This is a genomic window from Stenotrophomonas sp. As-7, assembly GCF_030291015.1.
Taxonomy (GTDB): Bacteria; Pseudomonadota; Gammaproteobacteria; order Xanthomonadales; family Xanthomonadaceae; genus Stenotrophomonas; species Stenotrophomonas lactitubi.
Genome location: NZ_CP127405.1, coordinates 3,225,179 through 3,243,983 on the forward strand (window position 1 = coordinate 3,225,179; position 18,805 = coordinate 3,243,983).

13 protein-coding genes are annotated in these 18,805 nt (G+C 67.3%); 4 read left to right on the forward strand and 9 right to left on the reverse strand.

Annotated features, from left to right (window positions below; translation table 11 throughout):
- Positions 1-68: 68 nt before the first annotated feature.
- The 6 genes from QP457_RS14880 to QP457_RS14905 all read right to left on the reverse strand — a co-directional run bounded on the left by QP457_RS14880 (position 69) and on the right by QP457_RS14905 (position 7,619).
- Entirely contained in the window at positions 69-1,016 is a 948-nt protein-coding gene (locus tag QP457_RS14880; RefSeq protein WP_205404720.1) for a TraB/GumN family protein, read from the reverse strand.
- Positions 1,017-1,018: 2 nt separating this feature from the next.
- Positions 1,019-1,948, reverse strand: a complete 930-nt coding sequence (locus QP457_RS14885; protein WP_205404721.1) for a DUF1684 domain-containing protein — start codon at positions 1,946-1,948, stop codon at positions 1,019-1,021.
- 11 nt (positions 1,949-1,959) lie between these two features.
- Complete coding sequence (gene mutL / locus QP457_RS14890) at positions 1,960-3,861, reverse strand: DNA mismatch repair endonuclease MutL (RefSeq protein ID WP_205404722.1); 1,902 nt, start codon at positions 3,859-3,861, stop codon at positions 1,960-1,962.
- A 128-nt stretch (positions 3,862-3,989) separates the two neighbouring features.
- Positions 3,990-5,573 (reverse strand): N-acetylmuramoyl-L-alanine amidase, encoded by a 1,584-nt coding sequence (locus QP457_RS14895; RefSeq protein WP_205404723.1) that lies wholly within the window; start codon positions 5,571-5,573, stop codon positions 3,990-3,992.
- 82 nt (positions 5,574-5,655) lie between these two features.
- A complete protein-coding gene (gene tsaE, locus QP457_RS14900) occupies positions 5,656-6,138 on the reverse strand; it encodes a tRNA (adenosine(37)-N6)-threonylcarbamoyltransferase complex ATPase subunit type 1 TsaE (protein ID WP_099821225.1) in 483 nt (160 codons plus the stop codon).
- The gene (locus QP457_RS14905) at positions 6,135-7,619 is read right to left on the reverse strand and encodes an NAD(P)H-hydrate dehydratase (RefSeq protein WP_205404724.1); all 1,485 of its coding nucleotides are present in this window, start codon (positions 7,617-7,619) and stop codon (positions 6,135-6,137) included. The genes tsaE and QP457_RS14905 overlap by 4 nt, the downstream gene beginning before the upstream one ends.
- Positions 7,620-7,642: 23 nt before the next feature.
- Between QP457_RS14905 and queG the strand changes: the two genes are divergently transcribed.
- Positions 7,643-8,713 carry a tRNA epoxyqueuosine(34) reductase QueG gene (gene queG, locus QP457_RS14910; RefSeq protein WP_205404725.1) on the forward strand — a complete coding sequence of 357 codons (1,071 nt, stop codon included), beginning with the start codon at positions 7,643-7,645 and terminating at the stop codon, positions 8,711-8,713.
- A gap of 45 nt (positions 8,714-8,758) precedes the next feature.
- On the forward strand, positions 8,759-10,099 hold the full coding sequence (gene xseA / locus QP457_RS14915; RefSeq protein ID WP_205404726.1) for an exodeoxyribonuclease VII large subunit: 1,341 nt from the start codon (positions 8,759-8,761) through the stop codon (positions 10,097-10,099).
- 582 nt (positions 10,100-10,681) lie between these two features.
- Here the strand turns inward: xseA and QP457_RS14920 are convergent.
- Positions 10,682-11,572 (reverse strand): M48 family metallopeptidase, encoded by an 891-nt coding sequence (locus QP457_RS14920; RefSeq protein ID WP_025876363.1) that lies wholly within the window; start codon positions 11,570-11,572, stop codon positions 10,682-10,684.
- A gap of 102 nt (positions 11,573-11,674) precedes the next feature.
- On the reverse strand, positions 11,675-13,558 hold the full coding sequence (locus tag QP457_RS14925; RefSeq protein ID WP_205404727.1) for a formylglycine-generating enzyme family protein: 1,884 nt from the start codon (positions 13,556-13,558) through the stop codon (positions 11,675-11,677).
- Between the two features lie 84 nt (positions 13,559-13,642).
- Here QP457_RS14925 and rnd point away from each other — a divergent pair, with 84 nt between their 5' ends.
- Together rnd and QP457_RS14935 are read left to right on the forward strand one after the other, a co-directional pair.
- The gene (gene rnd, locus QP457_RS14930; protein ID WP_205404728.1) at positions 13,643-14,722 is read left to right on the forward strand and encodes a ribonuclease D; all 1,080 of its coding nucleotides are present in this window, start codon (positions 13,643-13,645) and stop codon (positions 14,720-14,722) included.
- 422 nt (positions 14,723-15,144) lie between these two features.
- Positions 15,145-16,251, forward strand: a complete 1,107-nt coding sequence (locus tag QP457_RS14935; RefSeq protein ID WP_205404729.1) for a serine hydrolase domain-containing protein — start codon at positions 15,145-15,147, stop codon at positions 16,249-16,251.
- A 138-nt stretch (positions 16,252-16,389) separates the two neighbouring features.
- On the opposite strand, the gene QP457_RS14940 is transcribed toward QP457_RS14935, so the two are convergent.
- Positions 16,390-18,720, reverse strand: a complete 2,331-nt coding sequence (locus QP457_RS14940; protein WP_205404730.1) for a TonB-dependent receptor — start codon at positions 18,718-18,720, stop codon at positions 16,390-16,392.
- Between the last annotated feature and the right edge of the window lie 85 nt (positions 18,721-18,805).

Consider the following 18,805-nt stretch of genomic DNA (forward strand, 5'->3'; position numbering starts at 1 on the left):
GGTGATACGAAAACGGCGCGCCATGGGCGCGCCGTTTTGTTTTCAACGACACCACGCGCGGCGTGGATCTACGGACGTTTGGCCTTGCATGCCGAGCACACCCGCTCGACCTTGTAGCCCTTCGCGCGCAGCTTCTCCACCACGCCATCGTTGCCCAGCAGGTGCAGGCCGCCCACCACCACCAGCGTACCGCCCTGCCCGGCCTGCAGGTACGGCAGCAGCTTGGGCACCCATGCATCGTTGCGGTCGGTATTGATGCGCTGATAGAGCTGCGGATACTTCTGGCGCATCTCCACGCCCATCCGGTTCCACAACAGGCGATCGTCGCCGCGACGCCAGGCCTCATGCAGCATCTGCGCCTGGGCATCGCCCTTGCCTGCTTCGTCCAGCGCCTCGGACAGCATCTGCCGCTGCTCCTGCACGCTCATGCCATCGAGCAGGTTGATCTGGCTGGACATGTCTTCCAGGCCTGCGGTCTTCTTGCCCGCCTTCTGCGCCCGCTGCATGAAGTGACGGTCCAGCCCCAGCTCCGGGTCCAGCCCCAGCTTCTGCATCTGGCCCACGGTGATGGTCAGGCCGACGAACCACGCCTTCATGCCCTGCAGCTGCGCCAGTGGCAGTTTGTTCTGCGTCGCATAGGCCTGCAGCTTCTGCCAGGTCGGCGAATCCAGGTCACGCTTGAGTTCGCTGCCATCCTTGCGGGTAGCCACCTGCACCATCTGGCTGGCCATCTGCGGCGACTGCAGTTCCTCCGGCGTCACTTCGAACAGCACGCGCTGCGAGGCTTCGAATGCCTGCTCGACGTCGCTCGACAGCGGATAGTCCTGTGGCTTCAACAGATGGAAAGAACCCAGCAGGTACAGGCGTGCATCTCCCTGTCCGGTGACCTTCCACAGCAGCGGCACCGGCGGCTTGCCAGCCGATGTGTCGGCTGGCGCATCGCGCGCGATGGCCAACGGGCCGGCGGCGCAGGCAACGAGAAAAACGGCACTGCGCAACAACAGTTTCATCAACATGTTCAGCCCTCTCCTTCAGGCAGGTGATACGCCTTTTCACCCGCTTCCACGCGCAGATCCAAGCGGTTTTCCGGCGGCGCCAACGGGCAGGTCGCATAAGCGGTGAACGCGCACGGTGGGTTGTGGGCGTGGTTGAAGTCGATCGTCACGTGACCGTCGGCGGTGGGCGCATCGGTATCCAGATAGCGGCCAGCAGGATAGCTGCCGTGGCCACTGGTCCGGTCGGCGAAGATCAGGAACAGCGGCTGCCCCGGCTCGCCGATCGCTTCCAGCCGCCAGCTGCGGCCGTCACGATCGAATTCCACCGCACCGGCGTTGGGCATCTCGGTGGTCAGTCCGGTGATGTCCACGATCGGCAGGGTCTTGCCTGGTGGATGCGCGATGAAACGCGCCTGCACCTGCCATTGCGGTCCACCGGGCCAGTACTGCAGGCCGGCGAAATCGCGGCGCGCGGGTGCATCGGCATGCTTGACCCGCAGCGCATCGCGCGCGCCGCGACGGATCAGGCTGAGCTGGCCCTTGCCACCATCGAAGGCCAGCAGGGTCGGCTGCGGATCCTTGTCGGTATCCATGCGGACACGCCCGCGCACAGGCTGTCCGTCGAGGGTGACATCCGTGCCGGACTCCGGCGTGAACCACCACTGGTCGCCTTCACGGCGCAACAGCCCCAGCTTGGCCGGCCCCACCGCCAGGCGGACGCCGCTGGTGGCACCACTGCCGACGAAGTGCGACCGGTTCTGCAACCAGTGCAGGCCGACCAGCGCGGTCCACCCATCGGGCCGGGTCAGGTCCTGGTAACGCAGCACCCGCCATTGCTGTTGCTGCGCGGCGAATGCCGGATCCTCAACGACGGCTGGCGCCGGCGTCGATGCCGGGCTGCAGGCCGCCAGCAACAGGGCCGCCAGCAGGCCGCCCATTCCCCAAAGTCGCATCGGTGCTCCCCTCAACGTCCGCGCAGGAACCAGCGGTCGATCTCCGCCAGCGAAAAACGGGCCCAGGTCGGCCGGCCGTGGTTGCACTGGCCGGACCGCTCGGTGATTTCCATGTCGCGCAGCAGCGCGTTCATTTCCGGCACGGTCAGGCGCCGGTTGGCACGCACGGCGCCATGGCAGGCCATGGTCGACAGCAGCTCGTCGCGCGCAGTGGCGATGCGACGGCTCTGGCCATGCTCGCGCAGGTCGGTCAGTACGTCGCGCAGCAGGCCTTCGGGCTCGGCATGGGCCAGCAGCGCCGGGATGCTGCGCACGTGCAGTGCGCCCGGTCCGGCGCGGGTGATCTCGAACCCGAGGGCGGCCAGCGTATCGGCCTCCGCTTCAGCGGTGTCGGCTTCGCGCTCGCCCACCGCCAGGGTGATCGGCACCAGCAACGGCTGAGACTGCAGGCCGATGCCATCGTGCGCATTCTTCAACCGCTCGTAGCCGATGCGTTCGTGCGCCGCATGCATGTCGACCACGATCAGGCCTTCGGCATTCTCGGCCAGGATGTAGATGCCATGCAGCTGAGCAACGGCGTAACCCAGCGGCGGCACCCCGGCGTCGGCACTGGTGACCGGCAGTCCGTTCTCCATCGGCATCGGCGGCAGTGCCGCACCGCGCTCGGCACCGGCGGGCGAGGCATACAGCGCAGCATAGGCCGCGGGTGCATCGGCAACCTGCAGGCCCAGCGGCTGCTGCGGGCGCCAACCGGAAAAGCCACCACTTCCGCCCTGTCCCGCACCGGGTGCCGGACCGCGCACGTAGCCGAAGCTGGAGGCCGTGGCCCCCGGCATCGCAGACGCGCTGCCGCCCTCGGCCGGATGCACGGCTCCTGCACCGATCTCCTGCGCGCTCATGCCGGCGCGGGTGTCGGCCAGCGCATCCTTCAAGGTGCGGTAGACGAAGTCATGCACCAGCCGCGAATCACGGAAGCGCACCTCATGCTTGGCCGGATGCACGTTCACATCGACGCGCGTCGGGTCCAGTTCCAGGAACAGCACATAGGCTGGCTGCCGACCGTGATACAGCACGTCGCCGTAGGCCATCTTCACCGCGTGGGCAACACTGCGGTCACGCACCGAACGGCCGTTGACGTACAGGTACTGCTGATCGGTGCTGGCACGCGAATAATGCGGCTGCGCGATCCAGCCATGCAGGCGCAGGCCGGCACTGCTGTGGTCCACGCGCACAGCCTGGCTGGCGAAGTCTTCGCCCAGGGTCTCGGCCAGGCGCACGTCCGAATACAGGTCACCCGGCTTGTAGCGACGCGATGCCTTGCCGTTGTGCGAGACACGCAGCTCGACATCGGGACGGGCCAGTGCCAGCGAGCGCAACCACTCTTCGATATGCCCCAGTTCGGTGCGCTCGGCACGCAGGAACTTGCGCCGCGCCGGCACGTTGTAGAACAACTCGCGCACTTCCACCGTCGTGCCCGGCGCATGCGCGCGCGGGGTCACCTCGCCGAGCTTGCCGCCTTCGATCTGCAGTGCCGAACCGTGCTCGTCGTGGGCACGGCGCGAGGACAGGGTGAAACGGCTGACCGAAGCGATCGACGGCAGCGCTTCGCCACGGAAACCCAGCGTGGCCACTGCTTCCAGCTCGTCCAGGTTGGCGATCTTGCTGGTGGCGTGCCGCGAGACCGCCAGCGGCAACTGTTCTGCGGCAATGCCGCTACCGTTGTCGCGGATGCGGATCAGGCGCACACCGCCTTCTTCCAGTTCGATGTCGACGCGACTGGCGCCGGCATCGATCGCGTTCTCAACCAGTTCCTTGACCACCGATGCGGGCCGTTCGACCACCTCACCGGCGGCAATCTGGTTGATCAGGATTTCCGGCAGCGGCCGGATCGGACGCGGATCGGGCGCGTTCATGGGCAGATGGGGCAGGCAGACGTCATGCCACGATGATAGCGGAGCGGCGACAGGTAGAGTCGAGATCCACCGTGTGCAGCGCAAGCCAGGCAGGGTCTGGCTCCAGCAGAATCAGACGGTCCAGCGGTTTACTTGCTGCCGCCGGCCACGGTGCTTGCGGCGTCGATCTCGGCCTGCGCGCGCGCGGCGTACAGCGTCCCCGGCGGCGGTTGCCGGCTGAAGAACGTGTGCACGCCGTCCAGCACTGCACCGGCGACCTTGCGCTGGTAGGCCGGGTCGATCAGGCGGCGCTCTTCATCCGGGTTGGAGATGAACGCGGTTTCCACCAGCATCGCCGGCATGTCCGAGGTGCGCAGCACGGCGAAGTTGGCGCGCTCGATGTTCGGCTTGTGGTTGTTGCCGATCCGCTTCAGCCCGCCCAGCACGTGCCCGGCAGCATCCTCGGAGGATTTCATGTAACCGCTCTGGGCCAGATCCAGCAGGACGTTGGCCAACGTGCCTTCGGTCTGCTGCAGGCGCACGCCACCGACCAGATCGGCCGCGTTTTCCTTGTCCGCCAACCAGCGCGCACGCTGCGAAGAGGCGCCCTTGGTCGACAGCACGTACACCGACGAACCGGTGGCCGAACGGTTCTCGGCGGCATCGGCGTGGATCGAAATGAAGATGTCGGCCTTGTTCGCGCGTGCCTTCTGCGCACGCATCGGCAGCGGAATGAACACATCGCTGTCGCGGGTCAGGAACGCTTTCAGGCCGGGCGTGGCATTGACCTGTCGGGCCAGTTCACGCGCCACCGCCAGGGTGACGTCCTTCTCGCGCTTGCCGGTCGGGCCGATGGCACCGGGGTCCTGGCCGCCATGGCCCGGATCGATCGCCACCACCAGATGACGCATGCCCGGCTGCATACGGATGCGCGAGGCATCGCTGGGCATGGTCGGACGTGGCGACTCGGTCGGCGCAACAGGGGCCGGCACCGGCTTCGGCTGGGTGGTCACCACCGCGGTGGTGGCCTGACCGGCCAGGATCGCAGCCGGCGATGACGTCGGCGTGCTGCTGGCGGTGGTGCCCGCTGCCGCCATCTGCACCGGCGCGGTGCTCGGCGCAGGCGTCGGCGCGGCGGGTGCCGCGGCGCTGGCGCTGGCCTGCTGCTGGACCTGCGCGGTCAACAGCGCGGTGGCCCGCGCGGCATCACCACGGGACTGAGCGGTCTGTGCTGGGGTCGGGGTCGGGTTCGGGGTCGAAGCCAGACTCACCGAAGATGCTGCAGGCGGCTGCGTCGGCACAGGGGTCACCGCGGGTCGGCTGGCGGCCACGGCCGGCCCATCGCCCGGCCACTCGATCACCAGCTTGGATTCATTGCCTTCGCGCTGCATCTGCGGGCGGAAGGGCGCGACCGTCTCGGCCAGGTCGAATACGACACGGAAGGTGCCCGGTACCGGCTGCCCGGTGCGCACCGCTGTGACCACGCCCTGCGGCGAAGGCATCTTCAGGTTGCGCACCGCGCTGGAATCGGGGAAATCGACCACCAGCCGGTTCGGACCGGCCAACGACAGGGTCTTGTAGCCGCCACTGCCGACCAGCGCGATTTCCGCACGGGTTCCGGTAGAACCGGTATTCAGCAGGACCTGACGGACCTCACCGGCCCACGCACTGACGCTCGCCAGACCAAGTCCGACGGCGGCACAGATGGCAATGAGTCGATTCCCCGGGCGCATGACTCAGGATTCAATCACCGCACTGAACGGAATGCAACACCTTTTTCCTTAATAATCCGTAACCTGCCGGTGTTTGTTCTCGTCAGCCGACAGAAAGGGCCTGCAAGTCGCCACCTTCGGGAAGCCGCAACAGCCATTCACGTCCCGCGTCGCTGACGCCAGTGAGACGCACGCGACGCCCCTGCCCTTCAATTTCCAGTGCCACGACCAGATCGGTGGGCGGAAGTGCGCCGGCACCGCGCTCGGGCCATTCGACCAGCCACAGCACCGCGCTGCCCTCGTCCAGCCCAAGGAAATCCAGCTCGCCGGCCTGGCCGATGCGATACAGGTCCAGGTGCCAGGCTTCGCCGCCACTGGACAACGGATAGCGCTCGACCAGGGTATAGGTGGGGCTGCGGATCGCACCCTGCACGCCCAGCGCACGCAGCAGCGCGCGCGCCGTAGTCGATTTGCCGGCGCCAAGATCGCCGCGCAGTTCGACCAGCGCCTGTGGCGGACGTGTGGCTGCCAGCCACTGCCCCAGCAATTCGGTGGCATCGCTGTCGGCAAGGAAGAATTCGGTCATCGGGAACATTCCGGGTTGGCCAGCCGCCGCAGGGGCGCCAGCAGATCAGTGGGAAGCAGCCCGCGCGCACCGTCGGCAGCGGCGACGTCACCGGCCAGGGCATGCAGCAGCGCACCGCCTGCCGCCGCATCGAATGCAGACAGGCCCTGCGCGCGCAGGCTGGCGATGATGCCGGTCAACAGGTCACCCATGCCACCTACCGCCATTCCCGGGTTGCCGGCAGCAATCAGTCGAAGTGTGCGGCCGGGCGCGGCGACGATGCTGCCAGCGCCCTTCAGCACCACCACCGCGTGATAGCGCCCGGCCAGCGCCTGCGCGCTGCCGTAGCGATCGGCCTGGATTGCCGCCGTGGTGGTTTCCAGCAAGCGCGCGGCTTCGCCGGGGTGCGGGGTCAGGATCGCATCGGTCATCGCATGCGCGTCCTGCGCCAGCAGGTTCAGCGCATCGGCGTCGATCACCAGCGGCAGGCCCGACTGCAGCACACGCGCATACAGCGCGCGCGCCCATTCGTCCTGGCCCAGACCCGGGCCGATCGCTACGACCTTGGCTTTTGCCAGCAACGCGGGCAGCGCAGCGCCATCTTCCAGCGCATGCGTCATCGCCTCAGGCAACCTCGCCAGCAGCGGGCCGACATGATCCTGACGCGTGCCGATGCTCAGCAGACCTGCACCAGCGCGCAGCGCGGCTTCGGCGGCCATCGCGATGGCACCGCCGCTGCCATGGTTGCCGCCCACGCACAGCACATGGCCGGATTCACCCTTGTGGCTGTTGGCACGGCGCGGCGGCAGCAGATCCGGCAGGCGCGACTGTGTCCAGCACTCTGCATCAGCAACGACACCCTGCCAGGCCTCGTCGGGCAGCGTCAGCGGTGCCAGCTGTCTGCGCCCGGTGTATTCCAGCGCGTCGCCGGTGTACAGGCCACGATGGGCGACGATGAACTGCAAGGTCAGGGTCGCGCGCACGGCGGCGCCCGGCACGCAGCCACGGTCGGCATCGACGCCGCTGGGCACATCCAGCGCCAACACCGGTGCCTGCTGCGCGTTCAGCGCCTCGATCAAGGCCTGTGCTGCACCGCCCGGTGCGCGGGCGAAGCCGAGACCGAACAGGGCATCGACCCATACATCGGCCTGGGCCAATTCGCCGTTGAAATCAGCGACGGTTCCCCCGGCGGACCTGAAATCCGTTGCGGCACGCTGCGCCAGTGCCGTGGAAGGCGGGCTGCCCGGCAGCGCGACCACCTGAACCTGCAGCCCCGCCTGCAGCGCATGGCGGGCCAGCACGTAACCATCGCCGCCATTGTTGCCGCTGCCAACGACCACGCCGAGCCGGCGCGCCTGTGGCCAGTGCTGCAGCAGGCACTGCCAGGCCGCCTGCCCCGCCTGGGCCATCAGGCCCCAGCCACCCTCGCCCGCCAGCGCGGACGCCTGGGCATCGAGTGTGCGTGCGGCACGGGAATCGAACAGATCGGCAAGGTTGGCCATGCAGGGATTTTATACTGGTGCACATGTCCCCCGCCCCTGCCCTACTCGATCCGGCCCTGGCCGTACAGCGCATCCGCGACCTCGCGCGTGCGCATGGTTTCCAGCGCTGTGGTATCGCCGGCATCGAACTGGGCGAGGATGAGGCGCACCTGGCCGACTGGCTGGGCCAGGGCCTGTACGGCACGATGGACTGGATGGCCCGCCACGGCACCCTGCGCGCGCGCCCGGCAGAACTGCTGCCCGGCACCGTGCGGGTGATCTCGGTGGGCATGGACTACAGCCACAAGGATGACACCGAAGCCTGGGCCACGTTGGCCGATCCGGGCCGCGCCTATGTGGCGCGCTACGCACTCGGCCGCGACTATCACAAGCTGATGCGCAACCGCCTGCAGAAGCTGGCCACGCAGATCAACGATGAGGTGGCGCCGCTGGGCTACCGCGTGTTCGTCGACTCTGCGCCGGTGCTGGAGCGCGCACTGGCACGCAACGCGGGGCTGGGCTGGATCGGCAAGCACACCTGCCTGATCGACCGCCACGGCGGCTCGTGGTTCTTCATCGGCGAGATCTACATCGATATCCCGCTGCCGATTGATACGCCGGCCAGCGCCCACTGCGGCACCTGCACCCGTTGCATCGACGTCTGCCCGACCCAGGCCATCACCGGCCCGCAGCGCCTGGATGCACGCCGCTGCATTTCCTACCTGACCATCGAGCATGACGGTGCGATCCCCGTGGAGATGCGACCCCTGATCGGCAACCGCATCTATGGCTGCGACGACTGCCAGCTGGTCTGCCCCTGGAACAAGTTCGCCAAGCGCACCGACGAGGCCGACTTCCGCGCCCGCAACAACCTGGACACCGCGCGCCTGGACCAGTTGTTCGCGTGGGACGAAGCTGAATTCCTGCGCCGTACCGAAGGCAGCCCGATCCGCCGCAGCGGCCACGAGCGCTGGCTGCGCAACATCGCCGTGGCACTGGGCAATGCGTCGACCACGGCAGAGACGCTGTCGGCACTGCAGACACGCGCCGAAGATGCTTCACCCGTGGTCCGCGAACACGTGCAATGGGCGCTGGGCCAGCACGGCCTGCGCTGACGTGCGATCCTGAGGCCCCTGCTCCATCTGCCCCACGCCGTAACCATGCAGCCACGCAACAACGACGTCTTCACCCCCAGCCAGCTCAATACCCTCGCCCGCGACCTGCTGGAAGGCAGCTTCCCGGCGATCTGGGTCGAAGCCGAACTGGGTAGCGTGGCGCGCCCGGCGTCCGGCCATCTGTACTTCACCCTGAAGGACGCGCGTGCACAGTTGCGCGCTGCGATGTTCAGGATGAAGGCGCAGTACCTGAAGTTCGTGCCGCGCGAGGGCATGCGCGTACTGGTGCGCGGCAAGGTGACCCTGTACGACGCCCGTGGCGAGTACCAGATGGTGCTGGACCACATGGAAGAAGCCGGCGAAGGTGCACTGCGTCGCGCATTCGAGGAACTGAAGGCGCGGCTGGAGGCCGAGGGTCTGTTCGACCCTGGACGCAAGCGGCCGATGCCGGCCCATGTACAGCGCCTGGCGGTGATCACCTCGCCCACCGGTGCCGCCGTGCGAGATGTGCTGAGCGTGCTCGGCCGCCGCTTCCCGTTGCTGGAAGTGGATCTGCTGCCGACCCTGGTGCAGGGCGCGACCGCTGCCGCGCAGATCACCCGCCTGCTGCAGGCCGCCGATGCCAGCGGCCGCTACGACGTGATCCTGCTGACCCGCGGCGGTGGCTCGCTGGAAGACCTGTGGGCGTTCAACGATGAAGCCCTGGCCCGTGCAATCGCCGCCAGCCGCACGCCGGTAGTTTCGGCGGTGGGTCACGAAACCGACTTCAGTCTCAGCGATTTTGCCGCTGACCTGCGCGCACCGACGCCATCGGTGGCCGCAGAACTGCTGGTACCCGATCAGCGCGACCTGGCCCTGCGCCTGCGCCGCAACGCGGCTCGCATGGTGCAGCTGCAACGCCACACCCTGCAGCAGGCCATGCAGCGCGCCGATCGTGCCCTGCTGCGTTTGAATGCACAGAGCCCGCAAGCACGGCTGGATCTGCTGCGCCGACGCCAGCTGGACCTCGGGCGACGACTGCATGCGGCGCACAACCAGCAGCAGGAGCGTCGCGCGGCCCGCCTGCGCCACGCCGCCGCAGTGTTGCGAGGTCATCATCCGCAACGGCAGATGGAGGCACTGCGACGTCGCCTTGCCGCGCTGGGCGGGCGCCCACAGGCGACACTGCAGCGCCTGCTGCAGCGTGATGCGCTGCGTCTGCGTGGCCTGGCGCGTTCGCTGGAAGCAGTCAGTCCACTGGCGACCGTCGCCCGTGGCTACAGCATCGTGACCCGTGCAGACGACGGCGCGCTGGTACGAAGGGTCGAACAGGTGCAACCGGGTGACGCACTGCAGGCCCGCGTCGGAGACGGCGTGATCGACGTCCAGGTGACGGCGGTCAAGTAAGGGGTGTTCGGCAGGGCTGCGCCCTGCACCTGCAGATGCGTTCAAGCAACGGCAACGTCAAATGCAACAGCCGGCGCTGAGCTATCTGTGGGTTTGGTGGGGCGGTGTCGGATTGCGGGGACGCCGTAAACCCGTCCGTGGGGGCTTGGCAGCCGCATCCATGCGGCTGACACCCCGCAATCCGACACCGCCCCACCTTCGACAGTTTCCCGGTGACGGTTGGCACATCCACGACATGCGTGGATGAATCTCCATCGAAATCGAATATTTCGATAATTCATCGAAGAGCATCCACGCATGGCGTGGACCTACGTGTCGACCAAGGTCGACACCCACCAAGAGCAGGCAATGCCATTCCAACAGATCGCGGAGATCTGTCGAAGGCGGGGTGGGTCCGGTTGCGGGAGTGTCCGCGGCATGGATGCCGCGGCCAAGCCCCCATGGATGGGTTTACGGCGTCTCCCGCAATCGGACCCACCCCGCCATCCCACGGATAGCCCGCTGTTGCTGTTGCTGTTGCTGTTGCTTCGGCTGGTGCTCCAGCCTCGGCGGGTGCAGGGCGCAGCCCTGCCCAACCACCCTTTACCTGGCCTGCTCGCAGAACTTCTGCCGGTACTCCAGCGCCTTCGGCATCAACGCCTGCAGATTCTGGATACGGGTACCCGGATTTGGGTGGGTCGAAGCGAATTCCGGCGGCGACTGGCCGCCACCGGCCTGACCCATGCGCTGCCACAGCGGCACCGCCTCGCGCGGATCGAAACACGCCGCCGCCGCCAGCATCAGGCCTACTTCATCAGCCTGCGTCTCGTGGCTGCGCGCATACGGCAACAGATAGCCGTAGCCCATCGCCGACATCATCATCTGTTGCTGCTGCGCATCCATGCCGCTGGCGGCGCCGGCCACCTGGCCGATCTGGGTCAGCTTCTGCTGGGCCATGCGCTGTGCACCGTGGCGCAGCAACGCATGGGCGATTTCATGACCCATCACCACCGCCATCGCATCGCGGGTGCGCGCGACCGGAATCAGCCCCGTGTACACGGCCATCTTGCCGCCGGGCAGGCAGAACGCATTGGCCTGTTCGGACGGAATCACATTCACTTCCCACTCGAAGTCGCGCGCGAAGTGTGCCGGTTGCAGCCCGTGTTCCTGCGCCAGCGCGGTCTCCACCACGTCCACCTTGGCGATCAGTCGCTCGGCAATCGCCCGGACATCCCGCGAGACCTGTTCGTTCGGGCCCAGCGGGCGCTCCTGCGACAGGATCTGCTGGTAGGCCTGCAGGCCCAGTGCCTTCTCCTGGCTGGCGTCCAGGCTGCTGTCGATCAGCACCTTCTCGCCGGTATAGGGGTCGACCGCACGGTTGGAGAACCAGTAGAACGCCGCATAGCCGGCGGCCAGCAGCAGCACCCACCAGCGGATGTTGCCGAACAGGCCACGCCGCTGCTGCGGCGAGCGGGAAAAAGGATCATTGCGCATCGGCAGGTCTTCCAGCTGACCCCGCCGGCCGGCGGGCACGGCGCAATCTTAGTGCGGCGCTGCCTGCGGCGGGTGAAACCGGCGCCGATCCAGGCGTGCCCGTCAGATCCCGCGGACCAGCCGGAAGCCGATGCGCGCGCTGGTGGTATCCGAATCCTGCGACTGCCGCCAGGCCGCCCGGGTCTGCTCCGGGGCATTGGCCCAGTTGCCACCCCGGATCACCCGTGAACGGCAGCCCGGGTTGAACCAGGCCACACCATCGGCCGGAGCGCGCCGATAGCTGGCATGCCAACAGTCGGCCACCCACTCGCTCAGGTTGCCGCCCATGTCGTGCAGCCCGAAGCCGTTCGCCTGGAAACTGGCGACCGGTGCCGGCCCCCACCAACCATCGCCATAGCCGACGAAGGCATTGTGCCAATGCCTGCCGGACGGTGAAACGTCCTTGCTGCCGGTGTAATTGCCACTGCCTTCCGGCGGCAGCCCGGCATCGCCCCACGGGTAACGGCCACTGCTGCCGGCACGCATCGCGTACTCGAACTCGGCCTCGCTGGGCAGGCGGTAGCTGCGGCCGGTCTGCTCGGAGAGCCAGGTCGCGTAGTTCTCCGCATCACGCACGCTGACGTGCATCACCGGCGAATTGCCCAGCGCGCGCCCACCGTCATAGTCGGATCGCCAGTCCACGCCGCTGCGACGGATGAAATTGCCGCTGCGCTCGTCATAGACCACCGAATGTCCACGCCGGGTCGCGCGTGGACGAGCGTTGGTCGCCTTCACATAGCGCTCGAAATCACCCACGGTGATCTCGGTGATCGCCATCGCGTAACCGCGCTCGAAGCGCACATAGTGCGACGGCCGCTCCGCATCGGTTGCGCCCGGCTCGGTATCACTGGCACCCATCTGGAATCCACCGTGCGGTACCACGATCATCTGCGGTCCACGGCCGCCATCACGCAGTGCGTCGCTGAACACCTGCCCCGGCCGGAAACTGCCGTAATGGGTGGCCAACTCGATGCGCTCGCGCAGCTGCGCCACCACCGCGTCGCCCGGCAAGGCGATGCGCAGCGCTTCGGCCAGCTTCTCGCGCGCAGGCTTCAGTCCCTGCGGAGTGGTGAGATCATGCAGGCCGCCATCGCGCAGCTGGACCAGCGCTGCTGCGCGGATCTGCTCGATGCGCTCGAACGCATCGGCGATGGTCGGTGACGAGTCACGCACCTTGCTGGCTTCTGCCAACCACGCGCCGGCGCTGGCGAAATCGCGGATGCGCGCGGCATCCTCGGCCCGCCGGATCAGTCCGCTTTCGGCAGCGGCCAGACCCTGCCGCGCACGGCGGTTGTTCGGGTCCAGCGCCAGTGCCTCGCGGAAATTGCCGATGGCGCCGTCGCCCGCCTCACCGATCCGGTCGGCACGCAGATCGTCCTCGCCCGCGCGGTTGTAGGCGACCACACGCTGCGCCGTCTCCACCCGGCCCTGCAGCGCGCGCACCTTCTCATCCTTCGGCGCCAGGGTCAGCAGTACCAGCGCCTGCCGCCCGGCTTCGGCCAGTGCCTCACGCTGCTGCAAGGGCCGCTGCAGCAACGCATCGGCCTGCTGCAGCAACTTCTGTTTCGCGCGTTGCAGCCCCTGCCGCGCCTGCCGATCATCGGGCTCCTCTTCCTGCACCGCCAGCCACAGCGGCACCGCCGCATCGCCATCTTCGTACAGGTGCCCCTGCGCGAACGCCTGTTCGGCGGCCCGGCGCAGCTGTGCCAGCGTACGTCCCTGGCGATCGACCCGCGGCGGCGTCCACTGCTGGATGTCCTCGGCCGCATCGTCACCGGCAATGGTCACCGTGCCCTGCCCGCTACCAGACGCCGGATCGGCCTCTGCTGCGGGATCGGCCGGCTGGCCTGCGGTGCCATTGGAGGTCTGCGCAGGGGGCGACGGCGTGCAACCGGCCAGGCCCACGGCCAAGGCGGTAGACAGCGCGGACGACAGCAGAAAACGCAAGCAGGGCCTCCTTCGGCACGGATGCGGACCGACGTTAGGCTATTCTCACCTGCCTGAGCAAACACGAGTAGTAGGCCCCGACCTGTGGCAACCTGGATCACCACCCCCGCCGAGCTGGACACATACCGCCAGCAACGGCCGACCCGCATCGGCCTGGATACCGAATTCATCCGTGAACGCACCTTCTGGCCGCAGCTGGCGCTGGTGCAGATGGCCGTCGGCGAGGACATCCTGCTGATCGACCCGTTGATTCCCGGCATGCCCGAGGCGTTGGCACCGTGGCTGGCCGATGAATCCATCACCAAGGTGATGCACAGCGCCAGCGAAGACCTGGTGGCGTTCAAGTGGACCTGCGGCGTGCTGCCGCGCCCGTTGTTCGACACCCAGATCGGCGCCGCCCTGGCCGGCATTGGTGCTGGCATGGGCTACCAGAAGCTGGTGCAGGAGATCACCGGCGTGGCACTGGAAAAGGGCGAAACCCGCTCGGACTGGATGCGCAGGCCGCTGTCGGACTCACAGCTGAAGTACGCCGCCGACGACGTCGAGCACCTGTTCGCGATGCATGACGCGATTTCCGCCAGGCTGGAATCGCTGGGGCGCCAGCAGTGGCTGCACGACGACGGCGAGCGCCTGCTGGCCAGCGTCGCCAATGACGAGGACCGCTGGCCACACCTGGGCATGCGCTCGGCGCAGTTCCTGGACGCGCCCGCGCAGCGCCGCCTGCTGCGCCTGCTGCGCTGGCGCGACGTGCAGGCGCGCGCCAGCGACCGTCCGCGCAGCTGGATCCTGGACAACGAACTGGCCGCGACCCTGGCACGCACGCCGCCAGCCGACGCGGCTGCATTGAGCAAGCTGTTCGAACAATTCCCGAAGGCGCCGCGCAAGCTTGCCGCTGCGGTATGGGAGGCGCTGGATACCCCGTTGGCCGACGAAGCCGATGCACCATTGGCAATGCAGGCCAGCGATGCCAGCAAGCAGCTGCTGAAGAAGCTGCAGGATGCCGTAGCCGAACGCAGCCGCGAGCTCGGTCTGGCTGACGGCGTACTGGCCTCGCGCAAGCATCTGGAAAGCTATCTGGAGCATCGGCAGTGGCCTGCCGCATTGGCCGGTTGGCGCCAGCAGGAACTGGAGCCGGTGCTGGCACCGCTGTTGCCCGCCGCCTGAGTATCCTGCCGTCGTCGCGCACGCAGCGCGGCGACGGTACACCCTGGCACTGCCATGAGATCTCGCGGCGCGTGCCTGCTGCGCGAGACACGTCGCGCTGCCGCCTCTCGAAACCCATGCGGCGCTGATTGCTCCTTGGAGCGAGCCCTGCCGCGATCCTGTATGTCCGCCAACAGGATCGCGCCGCTCGGTTTATGTACATGACTGCAGACACATACGCCTGCGTCGGCGGCGTGCAAGAGTGAATCGCACGTCACCTTGTACGCCTGTTCAAGGCACGAGTGGACGATGCACCCCGCAGGACCGATGCCGTCGGCGCAGGTCCTGCCCACGCTGCTGCGCAAAGGACTCCCATGCACACGATCATCTCCGAACGGACCGCAGCTTCCCCCTCTCGCCCTATGCGCCACCTGCGCCGATGGTTGGGCGTTTCACTCCTGTGCGTCGCTGCCAGTGCAAGCGCCGCCGATAACCTGCAGGCACGCATCGCTCAGGCATTACAGGGCACGACGACGCCGGCCATGGGTGTGCTGATGATCCGCGACGGCAAGATCGCCGAGCAGGCCGTCAGCGGCGTGCGCCGCAATGATGAAAAGGTGGCCGTCAGCACCGGCGATGCCTGGATGATCGGCTCGACCGGTAAACCGATCACCGTGGCGATGATCGCGCGCCTGGTCGAACAGGGCGTGCTGAAGTGGGATGCGCCGCTGTCGACGATGCTGCCCGACCTCGCGGCACAGATGCAGCCGGCCTACCGCAACGTCACGCTGGTGCAGCTGCTGTCGCACCGCGCGGGCCTGCCGGAAAACCTCACCGATGGCACCGCTCTGGATGCGTTCTTCACCGACACGCGTGCCCTGCCGGTGCAGCGCGAGGCCTACATCAAGGCCGCGCTGTCAGAGGCGCCGGTCCACCCGCCGGGAACGGAATTCGCCTACAGCAACAGCGGCTTCCTGATCGCAGCCGTGATCGCCGAGCGCGCCACAGGCAAGGACGTGGAGACGCTGATCCAACGCGAGGTGTTCCAGCCACTGAAGATGACCGGTGCCGGCTTCGGGCCGACCACGGCAGGGCAGCCGTTGGGCCACCGCGGCGGCAAGCCGGTCACCCGCGCGCCGCAGAAAGCCGACGATGGCGTACCGCCGATCTACACCGCCGCCGGCAACCTGCACATGCGCCTGCAGGACCTGGCACTGTTCGCCATCGACCAGCTCGCCGGCAGCCACGGCAAGGGCACGCTGTTGACGCCGGCGTCCTACACGCTGATGCAGAGCGCGCAACCGGGCAGCCCCTCAGGTCTGGACTGGGGCGTGCAGCCGTCCATCGCCGGTCGCCAGGGCCCGGTGCTGGTGCACGGTGGCTCCGATGGCAACTGGCTGGCCTGGGTGGTGCTGTTCCCCGCACAGAACAGTGGTGTGATCGCCATTGCCAACGCCGCCGAAGACATGGGCGCCGACACGGCAACCATGGGTGTGCTCGGCGGCCTGTTCGCCGAGCTGGCCCCTGCTGTCACGCCCGCCGCCAAGTAGACCCGTTACGACGCCCTGCACCTGCGGGGCGTCGATTCCGCGTGTCAGTTCCCACAACGGCAAACGCCCTGCACAGGCAGGGCGTCTGGAAGGTAGTGCAAAGGTGTCGGTACCGCGTGCGGTACCGACCGATGCGTCTTACCAGTTCATGTTCAGCGACACACCCACGGTGCGCGGTTCGTTGTAGACCGCCGCCATGTAGTTCTCGATCACACCCTTGAGGTTCTTCTCGTTGGTGATGTTGCGCGCGAACAGCGCCACTTCGTAGGCACCGTAGTTGCCCGAGTAGCCGATCTTCAGGCCGCCCTCGAAATCACCCTTGGAGTTGAACTCCTGGCTGTCGTACAGCACGAAGCTGGTGTAGCCCTGCTTGTTCCAGTCGGTGGACACGAACATCGTGCCTGCATCGCTGACCGGGAAGTCGTAGCGCGCGGCCAGGTTGATGTTGTACTTCGGCGCGTTCGGCAGCGGGTTGCCATCGATCTGGGCGAAGGTGTTGGCACCGACCTTGATGGTCGGGTCATCGACGGTGCACACCACCTTGCCGTTCAGGGCGCAGACCTGCGCATACACGCGCTTGTCCTTGATCTCGCTGTGCAGCAGGCTCAGGCCGGCACTCAGGGTCAGGTTCGGGATCGGGCGCAGTTCCATGTCCGCTTCGAAGCCGTAGGCCTTGGCCTTGTCGGCGTTGAACAGCACGCCGTTGCCGTCCGAATCGTTGCCGTTGAGCTGGATGTCGTTGACGGTGTAGGTGAACGCGGTGGCATTCAGGCGCAGGCGGTTGTCCCACAGGCTGCTCTTCACGCCCGCTTCCCAGGACAGGATCGTCTCCGAATCGGCGGTGGTGAAGTCAGCGTTGAACACGGCCGAACGGCCCTGGATGGTCGGGCCGCGGAAGCCGCGCGCGACCTTCGCGTAGACACTCACGTCCGGGGTGATCTGATACATCGCGCTCAGATCCCAGCTCGGGGTGGTGTCGGTCATCTTGACGTCGGTGCGGCCCTTGTAGGTGACCAGGCCGGCGGCGGTATCAGCCGTCTTCAGCAGGCGGGTGTGCTTCTCATCGCGGGTCTGGCGCAGGCCGGCAGTGACGGTGAACTTGTCGGTGAAGGCGTAGCTGAGCTGGCCGAATCCGGCCCACGAGGTGTTCTTGTTGCGCAGGCGCACCCAGTTGTTCGGGTTGCGCGCCGCGCCCTTCAGGAACCAGGCGCGCTGGTAGAAGTCGGTGGTGTCGCTGCCGTTGAAGTAGAACGCGCCGGCCTGCCACTGCAGGGCGCTGTCATCGTGGCTGGCCAGGCGGAATTCCTGGGTCCACTGGTCCAGGTCACGGATCTGGCCCATCGACTGGCCAAAGCCGTTCGGCACGCCATTGACCGGGAAGTTGACCGCAGCGCCACCGTCGGTGTCACCACGGCTGTAGCCGGAGGTGGTTTCGTAGGCGGTGATCGAGGTGAAATCGATCGCGCCGAAGTCATAACGCGCCTTCACCGAACCGCCGTAGGTCTTGTACGCCTGCGGGTTGTTGTCGGCCTCGTCATAGGCGACCTGGTCACGCGGCACGTCGGTCTTGTTCGAGCCCTTGGTCAGCGCATTGCGCAGGAACAGGGTCGAGGTGCCTTCGTAGTCGCGGGCGTGGGCCGAGGCGAGGATCGAGAACTGGTCGCTCGGGGTCAGCAGCAGCTGCGCGCGAACGTTGCGGTCGTCGAAGCCGCCCATGGCGTTCTTCCTCGGGCTGACCGTGCCGTCGGCGCTGGGGCCGGTGTAGGTGTTGTCGACGTAGTCGTCGCGGTGCTGGTACAGGGCCGACACGCGGAACGAAGCGATGTCGTTGATCGGGCCACCGAAGCCACCGTCGATCGACACGCTGTTGTAGGAAGCGTAGCTGGCGCTGACACGGCCGCTGTAGTCCTGGGTCGGCTTGAGGGTGTCGAACTTGACGATGCCGGCGGTGGTGTTGCGGCCGAACAGCGAGCCCTGCGGACCGCGCAGCACTTCCACCTGGTCGACGTCATAGACCGGGTTGGACTTCAGCACCACGTGTTCCAGCACGACGTCGTCCTGGATGATCGACACCGGCTGCGACGCACCCAGGTAGAAATCGATGTTGCCCAGGCCGCGGATGTAGAAGCGCGGGAAGATGCGGCCGGTGGTGGTTTCCGCATACAGGCTCGGCACGCGGCCGGACAGCGCCAGCAGGGTGTCGTCGCCGCCGGCGGTGAAGTCGCGCATGCGCTCGCCCTGCACCACGCCTACCGACACCGGCACTTCCTGCAGGTTCTGCTCGCGGTGCTCGGCGGTCACGGTGATGGTGTCCAGCCCGGTCGGGGTCGGCGCACTGTCCTGCGCGGCAGCACCGAAGCTGGCAGCCAGGGCCAGGCCTGCACAGGCCAGGGCCAGCGGATGGCGACGGAAGGAAACGAGGGAGGACGACATGCCCGACGAACGGCGGGAATCGGAATGGGAAGGCATCGAAAGCTCTGAGGAGGCGTCCGTGCGGCCTGCGCTGACCGGGCGGCAAATAGGAGGAAAACTGCGCAAGCGGCCATTATCCTCC